Below are 20,248 nucleotides of genomic sequence, written 5' to 3' on the forward strand. Positions count from 1 at the left end.
CCAAGACCGCCCGGATCATCTGGGCCATGCTGGTCAAAGGAGAAACCTACCGAGACCGCGCGAGCGCGCCGGCTGCGACCTAGTTGAGGGGCAACAGCCGCCGCGCTCGCGCTCCATGCCTATCGGAAGGGCACTAAAGGTGTGATGGCAAATGGTCTGGAAACCGGGATCGAAACACTCCGCATCGTCATCGCGCGTCACAGCGCGCCGCAATGATTGGAATTCGATCAGCGATCTCCATCAGGGCCCGCGGTCAATGGCCGCTTCTCGAGGCCGTATACATGACCGCTCCCCGATTCATTTGCTGAAGCACCAAAAAGCCCTTGCCGAGAGGGGGCCGTCCATACATGACGGTTGAGAGTCGCGCGCAATCTCTCCCCCATGGTCGTCCTGGCGAAAGCCAGGACCCATTACCCCAGGGAGGAGTTTGGCGACGACTGGCATTCACTTGCATTGGCTGAATAACTGCCAGCCTTCGTCAAATGGGATTCGGTGGCTATGGGTCCTGGCCTTCGCCAGGACGACAGCGGAGGATGCCGGACGGAAGCGTTTGAGGGTTCATGACGCGGCGTCGTTGCCGCTCAGGATGCGCGGCTCGTTCCTTTCGATGCCCCTGATGATGCGCCGCGCGGCGACCTTCGGCGCAGTCATGAGGTTCCCCGCCAAGCGTTTAGAGCGGGAACCATGATTTACATTTTTTCAGAATGGAACTGAACAATGGCCGAGTTGGACCTTTAACATGTGTTACGTGAGCAAATATTGGAGCCGCTGATGGGACAGGCGCAACCATTTCGTGCAACAGCGCTGATCGTTGAAGACGACGTCATGCAGCGGGAGATGCTGAGTCTTCTTCTCGAAGAGAGCGGCTACCAGGTCATCCAGTGCGAGAGCGCCGAGGACGCCGAACGCGTCCTCGACAAGAAGGCCGGCGCGCTTTGTCTGATGCTGACCGACGTCCAGCTCGCCGGAAGCATGAGCGGGGTCGAGCTCGCGCATGTTGCCAAGGAGCGCAATCCCAAGCTCGACGTCGTCGTCACCTCCGGCCGTCCCTTGAAGCAGCCCTTGCCCGCCGGCGCAAAATTCTGGGCAAAGCCCTGGGCCCCGCTCGACGTGCTTCGCGAGGCCGAGATCGCGCAGCTGTCCTGACGACTATTCCGCAGGCTCGCTTTCTCGCCGCGACCTGGTAAGGTCGGCCCAATGACGTGGTCCTTCCTGCTCACCTCGCTCATCGTCGTCGCTTCGCCCGGCACCGGCGTGCTCTATACGCTCGCCGCGGCGCTCACCCGCGGCTCACGCGCCAGCGTCGCGGCGGCCTTCGGCTGCACGCTGGGCATCGTGCCGCACATGATCGCGGCGATGCTCGGCCTTGCCGCGGTGCTCCATACCAGCGCGCTCGCCTTCGCCGCGCTGAAATGGTGCGGCGTCGCCTATCTGCTCTACATGTCCTGGCAGGCGCTGCGCGAGCAAGGCGCGCTCGCGGTCGAGGGCAAGATCGCGGAGCGGTCGAGCGGCCGCGTCATCGTGACGGGCTTCCTGATCAACATCCTCAATCCCAAACTGTCGATCTTCTTCCTCGCCTTCCTGCCACAGTTCATCGCGCTGGATGAGGCCCATGTGCTGGCGCGGATGCTGGAATTGAGCGGCGCCTTCATGGCGATGACCTTTGCCGTGTTCGTCGTCTATGGCCTCTGCGCGGCCTCGGTGCGCGAGCGCGTCATCTCCCGGCCCGGCGTCATGGCCTGGCTGCGCCGCAGCTTTGCCGCCGGCTTCGCCGCGCTCGGCGCCAAGCTCGCGTTTGCGGAGAGGTAGCTCCCTCTTCACCTCTCCCCGCTTGCGGGGAGAGGTCGCATCCCATCGCAGATGGGATGCGGGTGAGGGGGTACAGGTCTATCGTCGATCTCGCGTGTGGAGAGAGGCCCCTCACCCTGACCCTCTCAGCGCGAGCGAAGCTCGTCGCGGCCCCGTAAGAACGGGGAGAGGGAGTGAAAGAGCGGAGCCCGACAACGCGCAAATAAAAAAGCGGGCCTTGCGCCCGCCACCTTCACTTCGTCTCGATCCTTCCCGACGCCCGGGCGGAGCGAGGCTCCACCCGGGCAAAGAAAAAGAAGCCGCGTTACTTCTTCTTCGCCTTCTTGGCCTTCTTCGCCTTCTTCTTCGCCGCCTTCTTCGCTTTCTTAGCCATAGTATCCTCTTAGGGGTTAATGGTGGAACGCGACACGAGGGATGCTCGGCGGAGGGCCAGCCTCGCAACATCCTCGACGACAAGCTCAGCAGATTCGCAGGTCTCTGCCCCGCGCCGTCACATCCGTGTCATCGTGTTATCCACAGCTCAGATGCATTTTCAGATGATTTTGGTGCGCGAATCCGCATCGCCGCGCCAGCGCAGCATCGCCGGCGGCAGGCTTAACGATCCGACAACAGCCGCGCGCCGTTCATGAATCCAAAACCAAAGGCGCGTTTTCGGGGATCGCAGTGAGACTCCGTTAAGCGCAACCGCCGCATTGTCCCCCGCAAGAAAACGGGGATGGGTGATGGACGGACGGCTGCCAGGGACGGGGGGCGCGACGCTGCGTGTGCCGCACGCGCCATGCTGAACGTACCGACATTGTGGATGGTCTTCGTCGTCAACTTCCTGGCGCTCGGCGTGATCTGGGCCTACGTGACGCGCTCTTATCCGAAATTCGCGGCCGCGCGGTTCTGGATGGCCTCGTCCTTCGTCGGCGCGGCTGGGGCGATGACGGCCCTGATCCGTCTGTTCGTCGCCTCTCCCTTGCCGCTTCTGCTCGGCGCTGGCGGCGTCATCGCCGCAAGCTGCCTTGCCGCCATGGGCATTCAGCGCTTCTATGATCGGCCGGTCTCCTGGCGCCTCATGACCGCAACGGGAGGCTTGAGCCTCGCCGGCGTCGTGGTCTTCATGGTCGGCTTCGAGCACATGCAGCTGCGCATGCTCAGCTACACGCTCGGCCAGGCCCTGCCGCTGGTGCTGGCGCTGCGTCTGTTGCTGTCGCCGGAGGGGCGCGTCAGCCCGGGCGCGCGGCTGTCCGGCATCGTCATCCTCACCATCATCGCGATCCTGCTCGTGCGCACGGTGGGCAATCTGCTCGGCCACGATCTGTCGGCGCGCGCCGGTGGTCAGGCCCATGCCGTGATCGTGCTGGGGCTGCTGTTCCTGTCGATGACGCTCAATTTCGGTTTCCTGCTGATGGCGATGGACAGCTTGCGCAACGAGGTTGCCGACCTCGCGCTGCTCGACGATCTCACCGGCGTCGCCAACCGGCGGCATCTGCTGCAGCGCCTGACCGAGGAATGCGCCCGCTCGGAGCGCGGCGGCGCGCCGTTCTCGCTGCTGGTGATCGATCTCGACGGCTTCAAGACCATCAACGACACCCATGGCCATGCCGCCGGCGACGCCTGCCTGCGGCACTTCACCTTGATGGCGCAAACGCGGTTGCGGCCCGGCGACATGCTCGCCCGCACCGGCGGCGACGAGTTCTGCATCGTGCTGCCGTCGTCGTCGCTGCGCGAGGCCGCCGCGATCGCCCGGCGCGTGCTCGAGGTCTGCCGTCAGGACGCCGCGACCTGCACCGGCGGCGACATCCCGATCGCGATCTCGATTGGCGTCGCGCAGTGGGACCGCGGCATCGGTCAATTCCCGGACCGCCTGATCGCGCATGCCGACCACGCCCTCTACGCCGCCAAGAAGAACGGCAAGAACGATTTTGCCGTCTACGATCCGGCGCCGCCGCTCTCGCCCGAGCCGGTCGGTCCCGGCGAGCCCGTGCGCAACTTCGCGTAGAGGCGTGCTACATCAGGGGCCGCATTGGATCCGCATCATGATGTCTCGCCTGTTCGCGGCCGTTCTCGCCGCTCTGTTTCTGACAGCCCCCGCCACCGCTGAGGACGCCGAACTGGAAAAACTCGCGCGCGCTTCCGGCACGCCCGACATTCCCGGCCTGAAGATCGTGTGGCTGGCGCCATGGGGCGACGTCGGCAGCGCAAACCCCTGGCGCAACATCATCGTGCATCAGACCGAGGGGCCGGCGGGTTCGGCGCGCGGCGGCGCGCTCGCGCAGGCGAAGAACCCGACCCGTCGCGGCGTCACGGTGTGGGTCGAGACCGACGGCACGGTCTATTGGGCAGTCGCGGAGAATTTGGTGCCGACTCATGGCGACGGCGCCAACCGCAACGACAACAAATACATCGACAACAAGCCAACCTATCGCCAGGTCGTGCGCGACAATTCGATCGGCGTCGAGTTCGCCGGCAACTATCCCGACGTCGCGGCCGGCCCGACCGAGGCGCAGGTCGCGGCCTGGAAGATCCTCGTCAAGGTGCTGCGCGCGCGCTACGGCATCACGCTCGACCACGTCTATGCGCACAACTGGATCGACTACAAGGATGCCCGCTATTGCGAAGGCTGCTGGCTCGCCACGCTAGCGCGGGTGTGGGGGGAGTAGGGTTGCCTGTCATTCCGGGGCGCGCGCAGCGCGAGCCCGGAATCCATTCAACTCTGCGGCCTGATGGATTCCGGGCTCGCGCCAAGAGGCGCGCCCCGGAATGACGGGAGCCAGCTAAACCGCCTGCGACATCCAGCCGAAAAACCGCCGGATCAAACCAGGCCGCCGCGGCAGCTCCGGCGGATCATCGACGGCCAGCACGCGTTTGAAGAAGTAATTCAGAAACACCATGTCGTTCGGCTCGGTGACGGTGAATTGCTCCTCGCCGAAGAACACGCTGTAACTATAGAAGAACGGGCCCATGAGCGGGATCGTCGCTGTGCCCGCATAATCCTTCGAGATCACGAACTCCGACGGCTCGAGCCCGTGCTCGCGCATCGCTTGCTCGACCAGCGGCAGCTTGCGCATGAACTGGGCTTCGAAGCCGCCGACGGTGGATTGCAGGATGATCGACACGGTGTCCGTCCAATCGATGCTGTCGGTCCGACAGTTTTGGGTCGGCTGACCGGCAACGCGGGTTCAAGGCGAGTCAGTTCTACGTCGCAGCCACAACCACCGCTGTCATCGCCCGGTTTAACCGGGCGATCCAGTATTCCAGAGGCGTGGGTTGGATATCTCGCTGTCGCCACGCTCGCCGCGGCGTACTGGATGCCCCGCCTTCGCGGGGCATGACAACGAATGTAGTGACGCTCAATCTCCACCCCAAACAAAAAAGCCGGCGTTGCCGCCGGCTTTCTGTCTCTTTCGATCCGCCAATCTTTCTGGCGCCGTAACGCCGCTCAGTGCGCGGCTTCCAGCGCGGCTTGTTCCTGTCTTGCGATCGTGCCCTTGACCGCGGACTGCACCTTCTCGAAGGCGCGGACCTCGATCTGGCGGACGCGCTCGCGCGACACGCCGAACTCGGCAGCAAGGTCTTCCAGCGTCATCGGCTCATCGGCGAGGCGGCGGGCCTCGAAGATGCGGCGTTCGCGCGGGTTGAGCACGCCCATGGCGCCGTTCAGCGCGTCACGGCGGTGATCATACTCCTCGTGCTCCGCCATCAGGGCTTCCTGGTTCGGCGTATTGTCGACCAGCCAGTCCTGCCATTCGCCGGCTTCGCCGTCGTCGCGGATCGGCGCGTTGAGCGAGGCGTCGCCGCCGAGGCGGCGGTTCATGTCGATCACGTCCTGGTCGGTCACGCCCAGCCGCTTGGCAATGGTCGCGACCTGGTCGGGGCGGAGATCGCCCTCGTCCAGCGCGTTGATCTTGCTCTTCGCCTTGCGCAGGTTGAAGAACAGCTTCTTCTGGTTCGCGGTGGTGCCCATCTTCACGAGCGACCAGGAACGCAGGATGTACTCTTGAATCGACGCCTTGATCCACCACATCGCATAGGTGGCGAGACGGAACCCCTTCTCGGGTTCGAATCGCTTCACCGCCTGCATCAGGCCGACATTGCCTTCCGAGACGACCTCGGAGATCGGCAGGCCGTAGCCGCGATAGCCCATGGCAATCTTGGCCACGAGGCGGAGGTGGCTGGTGACGAGTTGGTGCGCCGCGTCGCGATCGTCATGCTCGCGCCAACGCTTGGCGAGCATGTATTCCTGCTGAGGTTCCAGCATCGGAAACTTGCGAATCTCGGCGAGGTAACGGGAAAGGCCGGATTCTCCATTGAGGACCGGCAAAGTAGCGGTACGGGCCATAGTGCGCCCTCCAAAAGGTTCAGGCCCCCGATAGCGGCGGGCCAGGCAGACGACCGCTGTGTCAAAGCCGGCCGGGCTGCGATGTTCCGCGTTGGTCATTTCCAACGCAGGCGCAATATACCCCATCGGGGGTGAAAAAGGGAAGGATTGCTGACGTCACGTCCCCGTGTGGCAGCTATAACTTTTTGTAATGTAACGCTTTTCTTAAAGAGGCTGCGTCATAGCGCCGCTTTCAGGCAGCTTTCGAGGAGAAGCAAATCCTCCGGCAGGGGCGCCTCCCAGTGCAGAAGTTCTCCCGTCCTTGGGTGCTGCAATACCAGCAGGTATGCATGTAGGGCCTGCCGCCCCAACGCCGCCAAAGCGGCCTGCGACTGAGGCCCGAGCTGGTTCGCCTTGGTCTTGAAATGCGGGCCATAGACGGCGTCCCCGAGCAGGGGATGGCCGATATGGGCGAGGTGGACGCGGATCTGGTGGGTGCGGCCGGTCTCGAGCTCGCAGGCGAGCAGGGCGGCGACGCCCTTGCCGTCGCGCCCATCAAAACTCTCCAGGATTTCCCAATGCGTCACCGCCTCGCGGCCGCCCTGGCGCACCGCCATCTTCTCGCGCGCATGCGGATGGCGGTCGATCGGCGCATCCACCGTGCCGCGATGCCGGTTCGGCACGCCCCAGGCAAAGGCCATATAGCCACGCCGCATCTCGCCAGTGCGGCCGTGGTCGGCGAATTGCTCTGACAGTGAGGCATGGGCGAGGTCGTTCTTGGCCACCACCATCAGCCCCGTGGTGTCCTTGTCGAGCCGGTGCACGATGCCGGGCCGGCGCACCCCGCCGATGCCCGAGAGCGAAGCGCCGCAATGGGCGATCAGCGCATTCACCAGCGTGCCCGTCTCGTGGCCGGCCGCGGGGTGCACGACCAGGCCCTTCGGCTTGTTGATGACGACGATGTCGTCGTCCTCGAACACGATGTCGAGGGCGATATCCTCGCCCTTCGGTTCCGCCGGCGCCGCCTCGGGCACGTCGATTGTGATCGTATCGCCGGATGCGACGTGATAAGCGGGGTCGCGGATCGCGGAAGCCTTCAAACTCACTGCGCCCGCCAAAATCAGGGCTTTCAGCCTCGATCGCGACAGGTCGGTGAGGTGCGCCGCCAGCACGCGGTCGAGCCGGGCCGAGCCCTCGTCGCCGGCGACCACGACCTCCAACCTTTGCGCAGAGCCAAAATTGTCCATGACGACGTCTGATACCGCTATTCCCGAACCGACCCCCGAGCAGGCCGCGCTGTTCGCGCGGGTGCGGCGGATGATGCTGATCGCGGGGTTGACCACGGCGCTGGCGATCTGCGCCGTCCTGATCGCGGTGGGCTACCGCCTTTTCAAGTCGGAGGGAAGGGCGGTCGAGGTGGCCAGCGACGTCACCGCCACCCTGCCGAAGGGCGCCAAGATCGTCGCAACTGGCGTGGCCGGCGACCGCGTCGTGGTCACGCTCGACGTGGGGGGCGTGATCGAGATCCGCACCTTCGATGCCCACACCTTGAAGCCGGCCGGAAAGCTGAAATTTGCCAATGAGCCGTGAGGGTTGGCCCGGATAATTGCCTAAATCCCCGCCGTCGTCCTGGCGAAGGCCAGGACCCATAACCACCGAGGCCGGTTGCGTGAAGGAGATCGGCACTCCGATTTGCCTTAACCACGAAGATTTGGGGTAATGGGTCCTAGCTCCCGTGCGCAATTGCGCACTAGGCCAGGACGACGCGGCTCGGGCCATTTGAAACCCCCAATCTCACCTTGCCGCCGGCAAAATTCGCGGCTATGTCGTACCCCTCACGCTCCCTTCGTCTAGCGGTTAGGACGCGGCCCTCTCAAGGCTGAAACAGGGGTTCGATTCCCCTAGGGAGCGCCATTGCTGCGATATTCCGCGATGTTCTACGACATTCTACGATGCCGCCCCCCGTCAGGCGGCGCTAGCATTCGCACTCGCCAGCTGCCCCTCACAGCCGACTGCATCAGCGAAGTTTTGTGACTTGGCGGCTCAATTCGCATAATGAGCGGCTACAGAATGTGCGCTCGTAGGGAAGGCGGAGTCCGGCTTGTAGCGGCCGGCAAAGGGGTTCTGAATCACGGCTGCTGCCGACCAGACGACCCCTGTGCGCGCGACTCGCGCTTATGCCGAATCTCGTCGCTAGTCCCCCACCCCCGGCTGACGGAAAACGAGCGCAGTGATGGCACGGTTGCCATCACCAGGCTCATCGCCGGCGCCTCCTCTGTTCTTGGACGAGCGTTGAACTTTCGCGCGGCAGACGCTTGCCCCGTCTAACCTTGCTGACAATGGGACGGGGCGGGACCAGCTGAGACACTCCGGAGAGAAGACTGGCGTTACCTTGTGCCAATAGTTTGCGTTCCCAAGCGAGCGCATGGCGGACGATCAGGGAAAGATCATCCCATTGGGACCGCCAGCCTAAAAGGTTGCGCATCCGTTCCGCCGACGCCACGATCTCCGCCGGATCGCCAGGCCGGCGGGCGGCAAGTTCGACGGGAAAGTCGTATCCGGATTCGCGCCGCATGGCGTCGATCACCTGCATGACCGAAAAGCCGCAGCCGTAGCCGCAATTTAGCGTCAGGGACTCTCCACCACCGCGCAGGTATGAAAGCGCGTGACAATGGGCGTTTACGAGGTCGCTCACGTGGATATAGTCGCGGATGCAGGTCCCGTCAGGCGTGGGATAGTCAGTGCCGAAAACCTGCATCCTCTCTCGCAGACCCACGGCAGTTTCCGCTGCAACCTTGATAAGATGCGTTGCCCCTCGCGTTGCCTGTCCAGTGCGCAGAGCAGGATCGGCGCCTGCTACGTTGAAATACCTCAAGATGACGTAGCGCAGGCCATGAGCGCGTGCAGCATCGCGCAGCATTGTTTCGGCCATGAACTTGGATGCGCCGTAAGGTGACACAGGCGCAACGGGGGTCTCTTCCGTGACAGGATTTGCCGGCGGATTCCCGTACACCGCAGCCGTCGACGAGAGGATGAAACGCCGCACTCCACTTCTGATTGCGATCTCGAACAGACTTCGGGAATTTGCGGTGTTGTTGCGGTAATATCGAAGCGGGTCGGCAACCGACTCCGAAACAACGACCGAACCCGCAAAATGAATAATCTCGGAAATCCCATATTTCGCGATCAGCGGCGCAACTCGCCGCTGATCCCCGATGTCCCCAACGAAAACCGGAACTCCGGATGGTATTGCCCATTCGAAGCCCGATGAAAAATCATCGATCACGATGGGCTGTTCGCCACGATCAGCAAGTTCGTACACCATGTGGCTCCCAATGTATCCGGCACCTCCGGTGATAAGGATCGCCATTGCTCGTCCACCTTGGGAGGCCTGATTTGAAGCTTCGGAACAAAGTTCCCTTCAGGCGTGTTATGAAAGCTCAGCCAAGGACAACACTTGAGGTGCGCTGGGGGTTCGTTCGCGATTAAGCGGTTGAGCGGGATGTCGCCTGATGTGATGGAGGCGGCAGTGTCGGCCGATGGCCGTCTGCATCTTGATCCGCCGCTTGGACTCCTCGTGCAGCCGCGATCGCAGGACAGGCATGGCGCTTGAACGGGTGGATGGCGACTGTTCCAGGCTTGCGAGGCCGAAACTCGGCCTCGCATTTGCTGCTCGCCATGCCGAGACGTTGCTTGTGCTCCTTGTGCTGGGCGTGGCCTTGGTCATCGGGCTTGTGACCGCCGCGGATTACGGGCTGTCGACCGACGAATTCAACACCGACGAGTACGGCCCCAAGGCACTTGCCTGGTACACGAGCGCGTTTGCGGACCGGTCTCAGTTCGAGACGGTCGAAGAGTATCTTTGGATGTATGGGCCGTGGTTTCAGGTGCTCGTCGCGGCCGTGCAGTCGCTTGATCTCGCGAGCCCGATCACCGTCCGGCACGCGATGACCTTCCTGTTCGGCCTCGCTGGGCTCGCCGCTGTCGTGCCGATGGCACGGCTCACCGTCGGGCGCTGGGCTGGGTTGACGGCGCTCACCCTGTGCCTGCTGACCGGCTACCTGTACGGCAACCTGTTCTTCGCCCCGATCGACGTGCCGTTCCTGTTCGCCATGAGCTGGTCGACGCTCGCGATCGTCCTGATGGTGCGGCAGGAGGTGCCGGGCTGGCCTCTGACCCTCGCGACGGGCCTTGCCACTGGCCTCGCCATCGCGACGCGCCCCGGCGGGGTGATCACGCACGCCTACCTCGTCGGCGGCATGAGCCTGTGCGTGCTCGAGGCGCTGCTGCGCCATGGCCGGGCGGGCTATGGCCAATTGCGCCAGATCGCCTTGCATACGTTGCTCGTCATCGTCATCGCCTGGCTGACGGCGATCGCGCTCTGGCCGTGGTTGCAGATTGGAAATCCGCTCATGCAATTCCTCGAGGCCTATCGGCACTTTGGTACGCTCGACACCTCGTTCGAATTCCAGAACTGGGGCCGGCTCACGTTCACCGATAACGTGCCCGCCTGGTACATCCCCGGACAGCTCCTGGCGCGTCTGCCCGAGGGCTTTTTGGCGTTGCTGTTGCTCGGCATGGCGGTCTGGATCGGTGCTGCAGCGTCGTGGACCCGCGCCACCCTCGGCGCCCTGCGCCGGTCTGGCGTCGTGGGACTGCGACCGGTCGTGGCCGAGCTCGCAGGATCGCGCGCGGTGCTGGTCGTCAGTGTGGCGGCGTTCGCGCCTATCGCGGTGCTCATCCTGCAGGGCTCGACGCTCTATGACGGTGTCCGCCATGTATTGTTCGTGATCCCAATGCTCGCCATCGTGGCCGCGCGCGGGCTCACGAGCCTCTTGCCCTTCTTGCGACGCCTCCCGATTGTGCCCGTGGCCCTTGGGGGCGTGCACACGGCTGCCATCGTGGTGACGCTCGTCATCCTACACCCGCTCGAATATATCGCGATGAACAGTCTGGCAGGCGGCGTCGCCGGCGCTTACGGCCGTTTCGACCTCGACTATTGGAGCATGGCGGCTCCCGAGGCGCTGCGCCGCCTCGAGGACCGAATTGACGCCGAAGGCCGGTTCGCGGGCGATCCACCGCGCGTGCTCCTCTGCCTGGCCTGGCGCGAGCAACTCGCAGGCGTGACGTTTCGACGCAACTGGATTGCCGAAACACATGTGGAAGAGGCCGACTACCTGATCGCCACCGAGCGCTGGCCTTGTGCCGACGGCACGACGGCCGTACTGGTTGACGAGGTCACGCGATTTGGCCGCCCGTTCGCCAAGATCTACGCCAATCATCGCGGGCTCGATGAGTGACGTCAAGTTCCGGTGCGACTTGGCAATGGCATCTACTTCTTCGCCTGCGACTCGATCGGGGGCGCCTCGGCCTTTCGACCCAACATGACCGGGCGACGTTTTCGCGGAGGGACTGCCTCACGACGTCGCTCCCTGGCGCGATCGATCGCCACGGCGCGCGCCAACCGCGTGATCATGTCGAGCTGGAGCCGCAGCTTGAGATGCAAGTTGAGCATGATGAGCAGGCTGATCACGACCCAGATATAGACGATCAGGTCGGAGCCGCGGCCAATTCCCACGAGAGCCGCAAGTGCTGTAGCGTGTTCCTGCACCCAGACGAAGTAGAGGCCGGCGAGCGCAGCGCCGCTCGCAAGCAGGCCGATGATCGGCACCGTCCGATGCGCCGACCAGGCGTAAACCAGAACCAATGTCAGAAGGGCCGTCAGCAATAGCTGCGCGATCATCGGTAGAGCCTCCGCGCAAACAGATCGATCAGGATGATTAGCGCATCGGTGATGCGTTGACCCTTGCCCAGCGAATAGGCGCTGTACTCGATATTTACTGGCACTTCGACAAAGCGCAGGCGGCTCTGCGCGATCTGGTGCAGGATCTCGGACGCGTGCGCCATTCGGTTCTGTCGCAAGAAGATTGCGCGGGCGCCGCGCGCGGTCATCGCCCGTAGGCCATTGTGGGTATCGGTGACCGGCAGCCCGGTGCTCGCGCGCGTGAACCAGAGCGCGGCGCTGAGTAGGATGCGGCGCGACATCGGCAGATTTGCGGTCGCACCGATGAGAAAGCGGCTGCCGAGCGCGAAATCGATGCCGGGCTGCTCGATCGCCGCGAGCAGCGCGGCGATGGCCGCGGGGGAATGCTGGCCGTCGGCGTCGAACGTGACGAGCGCATCCGCACGCTGCTCGAGGGCGTAGTCGATGCCGGTCTGCAGCGCGGCGCCCTGTCCGAGGTTGATCGGATGCCGGACGACGACCGCGCCTGCGAGCAACGCGACGTCGCCGGTGCGGTCGCCGGAGCCGTCATCGACTACGACGACGGCGTATCCCGCGCGGCGAATGCCGGACACGACGCTGCCGACCACCGGCGCTTCATTGTACGCCGCGACAACGACCCAGGGATTGCGAATCCGGCCGTTCATGTCTCATCAACCCACAACAAGCACAAGACCGCAGGCGATCACCGCGATTCCGACCAGAAGGCGCGCCGACAGCGGCTCGGCGAACACCAGCGCGCCGAGGACGGGCGTTACCGCAAACGCGACGGCCACGAACGGATACGCGCGCGACAGCGGCGTGAATGTCAAAAGCCAGACCCACAGGACGGACAGCGCCGCATAGAGCGCGATGGCGCCGATAAACGGTGCGTCCTGCAATAGCAGCAGCGCACGCGCCGACAACGGATGGCCGTCGCCGAGGCGCAGCGCGGCGGCCTTGAACAGGAGTTGGCCCGCCGCCATGCCGGCCGCGTAGGTGAGGAGCAATGCGATCTGGCCGAGGTTGAGGCGCTCTGTCATGGGAGGCTCGTATCACGATATGGGGGCGCCTTGCTCAAGACCACGCGCATCGCGTCGAACAGGTTCACCGGAATGGCGAACCGGTTGCCGCTCGGGCTGGCCGCGATCCTGCGGCCGAGCATGCGACCGACCTGGAAGGCGATCAGCGAGAACGGCACGAATTTCCAGGGGTGATCGGAACTCTCGACGCAAAGGCCGACCGAATGGGCCAGAGACGCGATGCTGTCGCGGTTGAAGAACCACAGGTGCTGCGGAGGCGTCATCAGGCGCCAGTGCGCGCCGGTCGAGCGCGCCGCCAAGGAACCGAAGTCTCCGGTCGTCAGCACGATGATTCCGTCCGGCCGGAGATGGTCCGCGAATAGCGCGAGGGCTTCCTGCGGGTCGGGCAGATGCTCGATGACGTCGAGGAGCACTATGACATCCAGGGTGCCAAACGAGTTGAGAGTCGCTTCGCTCAGCAGACCGCAGACGACGTTCAAGTCGAGATCGCCAGCATGGGCAGCAGCCGCCTCCGCCGGCTCGATGCCGCTCACCTCAAATCCGGCGCGGCGGGCTTCATCGAGAAAAAAGCCGTAGGCGCAACCGATCTCGAGCAGGTAGCCCTGTGGCTTGCGGCGCTGGATGAACTCGACCGTGCGGGCGAACTCGCGCCGTAGCACGGGTTCGGCGCCGCGATAGTCGGCGTAGCCGTCGGACTGACGGCCGGAAAAGTAGCCATCGTCATAATAGGCGAGGGGATCGAAGCTCGATGCCTCGGTGCGTCCCAGTCCGCAGTTACGACATTGAAAGATGTCGCAACCGTTCTTAATGTAAAGAAACCGATGCGGCGTCGCCCGACTGCACGCGGGACACTTAAGCGTAAGCGCAGTTCGGTCGTTTCGCATCAGCACATACGTCCCCCCATGGCGTTTTGTCAGTGCGAAAAACGCCTCCGACGCCGAACTGTTCCGCTCGGCGAACGGCCACGGGGTCGCAGGCTGGTAGCTGCGAAATAGCTCGAGGATGATCCACACTCTCGGCGGTGCAGCACGGTGAGACGGCGGTCGTCCGAGGGACGATGCCGGAGCTACTGGGCGCCAGCGTCGTCGAGCTGGGGCAGCGTCAGCTGAGGCTGATCTTGAGTAGCTTGGCTGCGTTGTCGCCCAGGATGCCGGCGCGGTGCTCGTCCGTAAGCCCCGGCGTCTTCATGACGTGCTCGATTGGATAGCGCGGTCTAGAATTAGATAGCAATCTCAAGCACATAAGAGATCGTGTTTTTGTTCTGAATGGAGCGCCATTTGTGTCTGGACGCTCGGAATTATCAGGTCGCGTCGCGCCGCAATTGGCTTGCGCTGAAGCGTGCCTGTGACGATCGCCCGCCGGACAGCGCGCTCCGCGCCTCGCAGGAGCAGCACTACCGCGGCTGATATCCCTCAACGCGCGTCAGAAGTTCTTCTTCCAGGGCAGCCCGGCGCTTCTCGAGCCACTCAATTTCCGCCTCCTGATCAGCTCTCGCCTCGTAAGCTTTAAGGAGATCAGTGACGCGGCCGTATTGGTGGCAAAGTGCGTCGAAGGTTCCGTCCGTCGCCACCAACCGGCGCACGACCTCTTCGTCCTCGGAGAACCTTGCCAGCAATGGCCGGATGCACTCCACGAGCTCGTTTGTTTCCATCGCTCCTCGCTGTTCCGTCCGACGCGTTTCGCGGGACAAGCCGCGAAGACCGCGGACTTAAGATTTCATCTTTCGAATCTCGTCGACGATCTCGGGATTGGCGAGCGTCGAGATGTCGCCGGCATCCTCGTTGTTCGAAATCGCCCCGAGAACGCGGCGCATGATCTTTCCGGAACGGGTCTTCGGCATATCGGGGACGATCACGACACGACGCGGGCGAGCGATTGCCCCTATCTCACGGATCACGGAATCTTCCACTCGCTTGCGGATGTCCTCGCTCGCAGCGAGCCCAGGCTTCAGCGAGACGTAGAGATCGGGGACCTTGCCTTTGATTTCGTCCCTGGCAGGAACCACTGCCGCCTCGGCGATCTCCTCAACAAGCAGGCTCGCGGACTCGATTTCCTTGGTCCCAAGCCTATGCCCGGCCACGTTGATGACATCGTCAATTCGACCCAGGATGCGATAATAGCCATCGGCCGCCTGGAGAGCGCCGTCGCCGGCCATGTACGGCCAATCGCGCCAGTTGTGGCTCGTCCGGTCCTTGCAGTAGCGCGCGTAGTATTGTTGGACGAAGCGATCGGGGTCTTTCCAGATCGTCTGAAATGAGCCCGGCCAGGGGTTCTGGATGCAGATGTTTCCGGCACGGCCGGAGCGCGGCGGAATCTCGGCACCTGCCTCGTCGTAGATGATCGGGTGAATGCCCGGCACTCCCGGCCCCGCGCTTCCCGGCTTCATCGGGTTCAGCGCCGGAATCGTGCTGCACAGAAAACCGCCATTCTCCGTTTGCCACCAGGTGTCGACGATGACCGCCTCGCCCTTGCCAACGACGTCGTGGTACCACTTCCAGACGGCCGGTTCGATGGGTTCGCCCACGGTGGTCATATGCTTGAAGTGGTGATTGTACTTTGGCGGCTCGTCCGGCCCGGCGCGCCGAAGCGCCCGTATGGCTGTCGGCGAGGTATGAAAGATATTGACGTCGAGCTCTTCGGCGATGCGCCACGGACGCCCCGCGTCAGGATAGGTAGGAAGCCCTTCATACACCACCGACGAGGCGGCGAGCGCCAGCGGCCCATAGACGATGTAGGAGTGACCCGTGATCCAGCCAATATCGGCCATGCACCAGTAGACATCCTCCGCATGGATGTCCTGGATGTATTTTGACGTTCCCGCGACGTAGGACAGATATCCGCCGGTAGAGTGCTGACATCCCTTTGGCCTCCCGGTGGTGCCGCTGGTGTACATCAGGAACAGCGGATCTTCCGCGGGCATTTCCACGGGGTCGACCCGGCGCCGCCGATAGCCCGACAACATCTCGTTCATGACGAAATCGCGGCCCTCAATCAATGGCGTCTTGCTTGAGTATCGCCCAGGGTATCTCTGCCACACGAGCACCTTCTCGACCTTGGCGCCTTCCTTCTCCGCCTCGCTGACTGCGACGTCGGCTTTCTCCTTGTGATCGAGAAGCTGGCCGCCACGGTGATAGGCATCCATCGTGATCAACACACGGCTTTCGGAATCGACGATGCGATCTGCCGTGGCTTTCCCGCTGAAGCCGCTGAAGACTTGCGAGTGAATGATCCCGAGCCTGGCGCAGGCCAGCATCGTGATCGGAAGCTCCGGCACCATGGGCATGTGCAACGTCACCCGGTCGCCTTTCTTGAGACCACAGCCGTCTTGCAACAATGCCGCGACCTCGTTCACGCGCACATAGAGCTCCTGGTAGGTGACGTGCTGGATCGCTTCGTGCTCCGGCTCGGGGACGAAGTGAATCGCCGTCTTGTTCTTGTGTTTGGGGAGATGGCGATCGACGCAGTTGTAACTGGCGTTGATCCTGCCGCCGACGAACCATCGCCAGAACGGCGGATTGCTCGTGTCAAGCGTGATGTCCCAGGGCCGGTACCAGTGAAGGAGATCGGCGTACTCTTTGAAGCAGTCCGGGACGTTGTCGAGACTGAACCGATCAAAGACCGTTTTGTCTGTCAGGTTGGCCTGCGCGAGAAATCTCTCCGGCGGGTCGACATAATTCTCTTCCTGCCAGTGGACCGCGATCTCGGCTTCCGACACTTCTGCTGTACTTTGTGACATACGCCGTCTCCCAAGCTATCGCGTAGCCTCGAAATCACGTGGGCCGCAGGGTGCTCTCGCGCAGACGGGCGCTGGCGGCGCCCGCAGCGCGAGGCCGTTTCAAGAATGCATGTCTCAGAAATTCGATCATCCGGCACTCCCTATGCCGTGGCGGGAGCGCAATTCACGCTCAACGTCCAGCGGGAGCGTTACGAGCTGGCAACAAGTTTAGATCGTTTCAGTCAACCTGGCGAGGCTTGCTCCCTCTCTCCTCGCACATATGAGGTGGCGCCTGTTGCAATGCAGCGCCCTCAATGCCTCAGTTGGTGCGGCGCAGCAGTGAACCGCAGCGCATCACAGTGCGGTGCAGGATTGTATCGGTATTTCCACTACATAAGAGTTCGCGGTTTTGTTCTGAGCGGCGCGCCATTGCCTTTGCTCTGCTGGCAAGACCAGGTTGCGGTACCGCAGCCAGCCTGATGCCCCCCCGCAATAACTTCGACTGGCCGATAGCGCGAAAGGCCCGGTAAAGGCGTGGTCGTCATCGCCGACGTGCCTTCGAAAACAAGGCGCCCTCTTGGGATCAGGACACGCGGCGCACAGCTCTCGACGACACACTGTCGATAGGCTGCTGCGGTCCGGTTCGCCGAAGCGCAGGTGCGGTCGTGTCGCAGATTGAGCGTGCCGAAGACGATGCCGCCCCCTTTCTCTGAACAATCGCAACCGTGCAGTCGAGCCAGCTCGCTCTTATGTATCTATCGATACGCACCAGCACGACGGTTGCCGCGGCCTTGTTCGCGGCATAGGTGCTGATGAAACCAACGACCAGGGAGTTGATCGATGAGGTCCTTTCTGCTGCTGACGGCCAGTGGTCCGTTGCTGGTCCTCACGTCCCACGGAACGCTGCACGATCCGAAGTTCCTGGGCAGGCTCAAAGCCAAGGGAATCGGCAAGTTTGTCGCTTTCGATGTGCCGCTTGATCTCGCGAAGGAGCGCTATGGCGGGCATTTCCACGCGGTCGAGAGCGATTTGCACGAAACAGACGACTTGAGGGTCCTCGATTTCAATGGCCAGCGGATCTTTCAGCTGTTTCGTTTCGACGAACTCGGTGCCGCAGTATTGCAAGAGCAAGCCTGATGCACGCTTGATCGCGCCCGGAAGGGAGCGGCTGGTTGCCGTCAGAAATCCATTGGCGGCATGCCCGGCGCATGCGTCTCGGCCTTCTTCGGCTTTTCGGCGACCAGCGCTTCCGTCGTGATCAGGAGCGCGGCGATGGAGGAGGCATCCTGCAACGCGGTACGCACGACCTTGGCGGGGTCGATCACGCCGGCCTTCACCATGTCCTGATATTCGCCGGTCGCAGCATTGAACCCCCAATTGTAGTTGTCGTTCTCAAGCACCTTGTTGACGACCAGCGAGCCCTCTTCACCCGCGTTCTCCGCGATCTGGCATGCTGGCATCCGCAGCGCACGACGCACGATCTCGACGCCTGCCTTCTGATCGGCATTGGCCGTCCTCATGCCCTTGAGCGCCTTCTGCGCTCGCAGCAGGGCGACGCCACCGCCGGGAAGGATGCCTTCCTCGACCGCTGCGCGCGTTGCATGATGCGCGTCGTCGACGCGGTCCTTGCGCTCCTTGACCTCGACCTCGGTTGCGCCGCCGACGCGGATCACCGCGACCCCGCCGGCAAGCTTCGCCAAACGCTCCTGGAGTTTCTCGCGGTCGTAGTCAGAGGTGGTCTCCTCGATCTGCACCTTGATCTGCGTCGTGCGCGCTTCAATGTCCTTTTTCGCGCCGGCGCCGTCGACGATGGTCGTGCTCTCCTTATCGACCACGACCTTCTTGGCGCGCCCGAGCATGTCGAGCGTGACATTCTCGAGCTTGATGCCGATATCTTCGGAGATCGCGGTGCCGCCGGTCAGGATCGCAATGTCTTCCAGCATCGCCTTGCGGCGATCGCCAAAACCCGGCGCCTTCACCGCGGCGACCTTCAAGCCGCCACGCAGCTTGTTGACCAGGAGCGTTGCGAGTGCTTCGCCTTCGACATCCTCCGCGACGATCAGAAGCGGCTTGCCCGATTGCGCCACCGCCTCCAGGAGCGGAAGCAGGGTCTGCAGTACAGACAGCTTCTTCTCGTGGATCAGCAGATAGACGTCCTCAAGCTCGACGCGCATTTTTTCGGCATTGGTGGCGAAATAGGGCGAGATGTAGCCGCGGTCGAACTGCATGCCTTCGACGATTTCGAGCTCGGTGCTGAGGCTCTTTGCCTCTTCCACCGTAATGACGCCCTCATTGCCGACCTTCTTCATGGCGTCGGCGAGGAACTTGCCTATCTCGGCGTCGCCATTCGCCGAGATGGTGGCGACCTGAGCGATCTCCTCGTTAGCCGTCACCTTCCTGGCATGAGACTTCAGGTCATGCACGATCGCGTCCACAGCAAGATCGATGCCGCGCTTGAGGTCCATCGGATTCATGCCTGCGGCGACTGACTTGGCGCCTTCCTTGACAATGGCTTCTGCGAGCACGGTTGCGGTCGTGGTGCCGTCGCCCGCGATATCGCTGGTCCTGGACGCCACCTCGCGCACCATCTGGGCGCCCATGTTCTCGAACCTGTCCTCAAGCTCGATCTCCTTGGCGACGGTGATACCGTCCTTGGTGATACGCGGCGCGCCGAACGATCTTTCGATCACCACATTGCGCCCCTTGGGACCGAGCGTGACCTTGACGGCATTCGCCAGCGTATCAATGCCCCGCAGCATCCGTTCGCGCGCTTCGGTCGCGAATTTCAGATCCTTGGCAACCATGATGCGAACCTCCCTTCACTCCTCCCCTTAAGCTGAGCAAGCGGTCTCAGGTCGCCTTCAATCAGGAGCCGGCGCCCTTGACCGTCCGTCGGTTACGTCTGGATTATACAGCAATTTCAATTATATAGGAGTTCGCATTTTTGTTCTGATTGGCGCGCCATTTCTCGAAGCCAACCTTCCGCTGATCCCGATTGATTGTTCCGCCCGCCGGGTGAACCCATGGCATTGGCGGTCAGTATCCGGGCCGACAATTGTATCCGGCGGCGCAAGGGCCCGCATGGGCCCAAGTCCGGCAAGCCATGGATACAGCGCGTTCATCAGCATCCCCTGGCGATGTCGTTCAGATCCGAGTAGCCCCAGACCTTGTGACTCTTTCCGGCGGGGGTGCGCCAACACTTGCTTACGACTTTGCCTATCACCGTTATGAAATTCAGCGTGACGTTGACCCTGCGCCCGCAGTGGTTGTTGTAATAGACCGTTGTCGTGGCGCTGCCGTCGGCCCAGGTGTAATTGGCACGTTTTGCGGATTGCTCCGAGCAGAAAAAGCCAGCGTAGTAAGCTGAAGCTGGTGAACCGGACAGGAGGCTCGTCGCAAGAACGATGCTGGCACCGGTCGCCAGCCGTGGGGTCCTGTGGGCGCGCATGTGTTTCCTCTAATTTCTCCCCAGCCTCATCACCCGCCACGCGAGAGGAACTTGCGGCGCTCAACTCGATTCCTCCGGCTGTAACCTGCCAGCGAACCGAAAGGTCCCGCCGCTTCGATCGCGACACGATGGCGCAGGGGGCGGTCCTGCTCCGCCGGGATCGTCT

General features: G+C 63.0%; 19 protein-coding genes and 1 tRNA gene. 8 read left to right on the forward strand and 12 right to left on the reverse strand.

Going from position 1 to position 20,248, the window contains the following annotated elements:
* The first annotated feature begins 771 nt into the window (after positions 1-771).
* The 4 genes from BLV07_RS38955 to BLV07_RS38970 all read left to right on the forward strand — a co-directional run bounded on the left by BLV07_RS38955 (position 772) and on the right by BLV07_RS38970 (position 4,457).
* Positions 772-1,146 carry a response regulator gene (locus BLV07_RS38955; protein ID WP_091897082.1) on the forward strand — a complete coding sequence of 125 codons (375 nt, stop codon included), beginning with the start codon at positions 772-774 and terminating at the stop codon, positions 1,144-1,146.
* Between the two features lie 51 nt (positions 1,147-1,197).
* Complete coding sequence (locus tag BLV07_RS38960) at positions 1,198-1,809, forward strand: LysE family translocator (protein WP_091896939.1); 612 nt, start codon at positions 1,198-1,200, stop codon at positions 1,807-1,809.
* Between the two features lie 778 nt (positions 1,810-2,587).
* The gene (locus BLV07_RS38965; protein WP_176946056.1) at positions 2,588-3,796 is read left to right on the forward strand and encodes a GGDEF domain-containing protein; all 1,209 of its coding nucleotides are present in this window, start codon (positions 2,588-2,590) and stop codon (positions 3,794-3,796) included.
* A gap of 34 nt (positions 3,797-3,830) precedes the next feature.
* On the forward strand, positions 3,831-4,457 hold the full coding sequence (locus BLV07_RS38970; RefSeq protein ID WP_091897085.1) for a peptidoglycan recognition protein family protein: 627 nt from the start codon (positions 3,831-3,833) through the stop codon (positions 4,455-4,457).
* Between the two features lie 114 nt (positions 4,458-4,571).
* Here the strand turns inward: BLV07_RS38970 and BLV07_RS38975 are convergent, their stop codons facing one another.
* From BLV07_RS38975 to BLV07_RS38985, 3 genes are all read right to left on the reverse strand, one after another.
* The gene (locus BLV07_RS38975; RefSeq protein ID WP_091896945.1) at positions 4,572-4,913 is read right to left on the reverse strand and encodes a hypothetical protein; all 342 of its coding nucleotides are present in this window, start codon (positions 4,911-4,913) and stop codon (positions 4,572-4,574) included.
* 323 nt (positions 4,914-5,236) lie between these two features.
* Positions 5,237-6,136, reverse strand: coding sequence for an RNA polymerase sigma factor RpoH (rpoH, locus tag BLV07_RS38980; protein ID WP_091896948.1), 900 nt, complete (start codon positions 6,134-6,136; stop codon positions 5,237-5,239).
* Between the two features lie 218 nt (positions 6,137-6,354).
* Positions 6,355-7,362 (reverse strand): RluA family pseudouridine synthase, encoded by a 1,008-nt coding sequence (locus BLV07_RS38985; RefSeq protein WP_091896951.1) that lies wholly within the window; start codon positions 7,360-7,362, stop codon positions 6,355-6,357.
* Between BLV07_RS38985 and BLV07_RS38990 the strand changes: the two genes are divergently transcribed.
* Entirely contained in the window at positions 7,361-7,705 is a 345-nt protein-coding gene (locus BLV07_RS38990) for a hypothetical protein (protein WP_091896954.1), read from the forward strand. The genes BLV07_RS38985 and BLV07_RS38990 overlap by 2 nt on opposite strands.
* A 249-nt stretch (positions 7,706-7,954) precedes the next feature.
* Positions 7,955-8,029, forward strand: a tRNA-Glu gene (locus BLV07_RS38995).
* Positions 8,030-8,372: 343 nt separating this feature from the next.
* Here the strand turns inward: BLV07_RS38995 and galE are convergent.
* Positions 8,373-9,485: a UDP-glucose 4-epimerase GalE gene (galE, locus tag BLV07_RS39000; RefSeq protein WP_091896957.1), complete on the reverse strand. Its 1,113-nt coding sequence runs from the start codon at positions 9,483-9,485 to the stop codon at positions 8,373-8,375.
* Between the two features lie 232 nt (positions 9,486-9,717).
* On the opposite strand from galE, the gene BLV07_RS39005 reads away from it, so the two are divergent.
* Positions 9,718-11,415, forward strand: a complete 1,698-nt coding sequence (locus BLV07_RS39005) for a hypothetical protein (protein ID WP_091896960.1) — start codon at positions 9,718-9,720, stop codon at positions 11,413-11,415.
* A 32-nt stretch (positions 11,416-11,447) separates the two neighbouring features.
* Here BLV07_RS39005 and BLV07_RS39010 read toward each other — a convergent pair whose 3' ends face one another.
* The 6 genes from BLV07_RS39010 to acs form a co-directional block, all read right to left on the reverse strand.
* Entirely contained in the window at positions 11,448-11,858 is a 411-nt protein-coding gene (locus tag BLV07_RS39010; protein ID WP_091896964.1) for a DUF2304 domain-containing protein, read from the reverse strand.
* Positions 11,855-12,544 carry a glycosyltransferase family 2 protein gene (locus BLV07_RS39015; RefSeq protein WP_091896966.1) on the reverse strand — a complete coding sequence of 230 codons (690 nt, stop codon included), beginning with the start codon at positions 12,542-12,544 and terminating at the stop codon, positions 11,855-11,857. The genes BLV07_RS39010 and BLV07_RS39015 overlap by 4 nt, the downstream gene beginning before the upstream one ends.
* 6 nt (positions 12,545-12,550) lie before the next feature.
* Complete coding sequence (locus BLV07_RS39020) at positions 12,551-12,919, reverse strand: DMT family transporter (protein ID WP_091896969.1); 369 nt, start codon at positions 12,917-12,919, stop codon at positions 12,551-12,553.
* Positions 12,916-13,932 (reverse strand): class I SAM-dependent methyltransferase, encoded by a 1,017-nt coding sequence (locus tag BLV07_RS39025; RefSeq protein ID WP_143035640.1) that lies wholly within the window; start codon positions 13,930-13,932, stop codon positions 12,916-12,918. The genes BLV07_RS39020 and BLV07_RS39025 overlap by 4 nt, the downstream gene beginning before the upstream one ends.
* Before the next feature lie 380 nt (positions 13,933-14,312).
* Positions 14,313-14,570 (reverse strand): hypothetical protein, encoded by a 258-nt coding sequence (locus BLV07_RS39030; protein ID WP_091896975.1) that lies wholly within the window; start codon positions 14,568-14,570, stop codon positions 14,313-14,315.
* A 57-nt stretch (positions 14,571-14,627) separates the two neighbouring features.
* Positions 14,628-16,655 carry an acetate--CoA ligase gene (acs, locus tag BLV07_RS39035; protein ID WP_091896978.1) on the reverse strand — a complete coding sequence of 676 codons (2,028 nt, stop codon included), beginning with the start codon at positions 16,653-16,655 and terminating at the stop codon, positions 14,628-14,630.
* Positions 16,656-17,474: 819 nt separating this feature from the next.
* Here acs and BLV07_RS39040 point away from each other — a divergent pair.
* On the forward strand, positions 17,475-17,771 hold the full coding sequence (locus BLV07_RS39040; protein WP_027575249.1) for a hypothetical protein: 297 nt from the start codon (positions 17,475-17,477) through the stop codon (positions 17,769-17,771).
* A gap of 41 nt (positions 17,772-17,812) precedes the next feature.
* Here BLV07_RS39040 and groL read toward each other — a convergent pair whose 3' ends face one another.
* Entirely contained in the window at positions 17,813-19,438 is a 1,626-nt protein-coding gene (gene groL, locus BLV07_RS39045) for a chaperonin GroEL (RefSeq protein ID WP_091896981.1), read from the reverse strand.
* 317 nt (positions 19,439-19,755) lie between these two features.
* On the reverse strand, positions 19,756-20,082 hold the full coding sequence (locus BLV07_RS39050) for a hypothetical protein (RefSeq protein WP_091896984.1): 327 nt from the start codon (positions 20,080-20,082) through the stop codon (positions 19,756-19,758).
* Positions 20,083-20,248 lie beyond the last annotated feature (166 nt).

The organism is Bradyrhizobium sp. Rc2d (genome assembly GCF_900099855.1).
GTDB lineage: Bacteria > Pseudomonadota > Alphaproteobacteria > Rhizobiales > Xanthobacteraceae > Bradyrhizobium.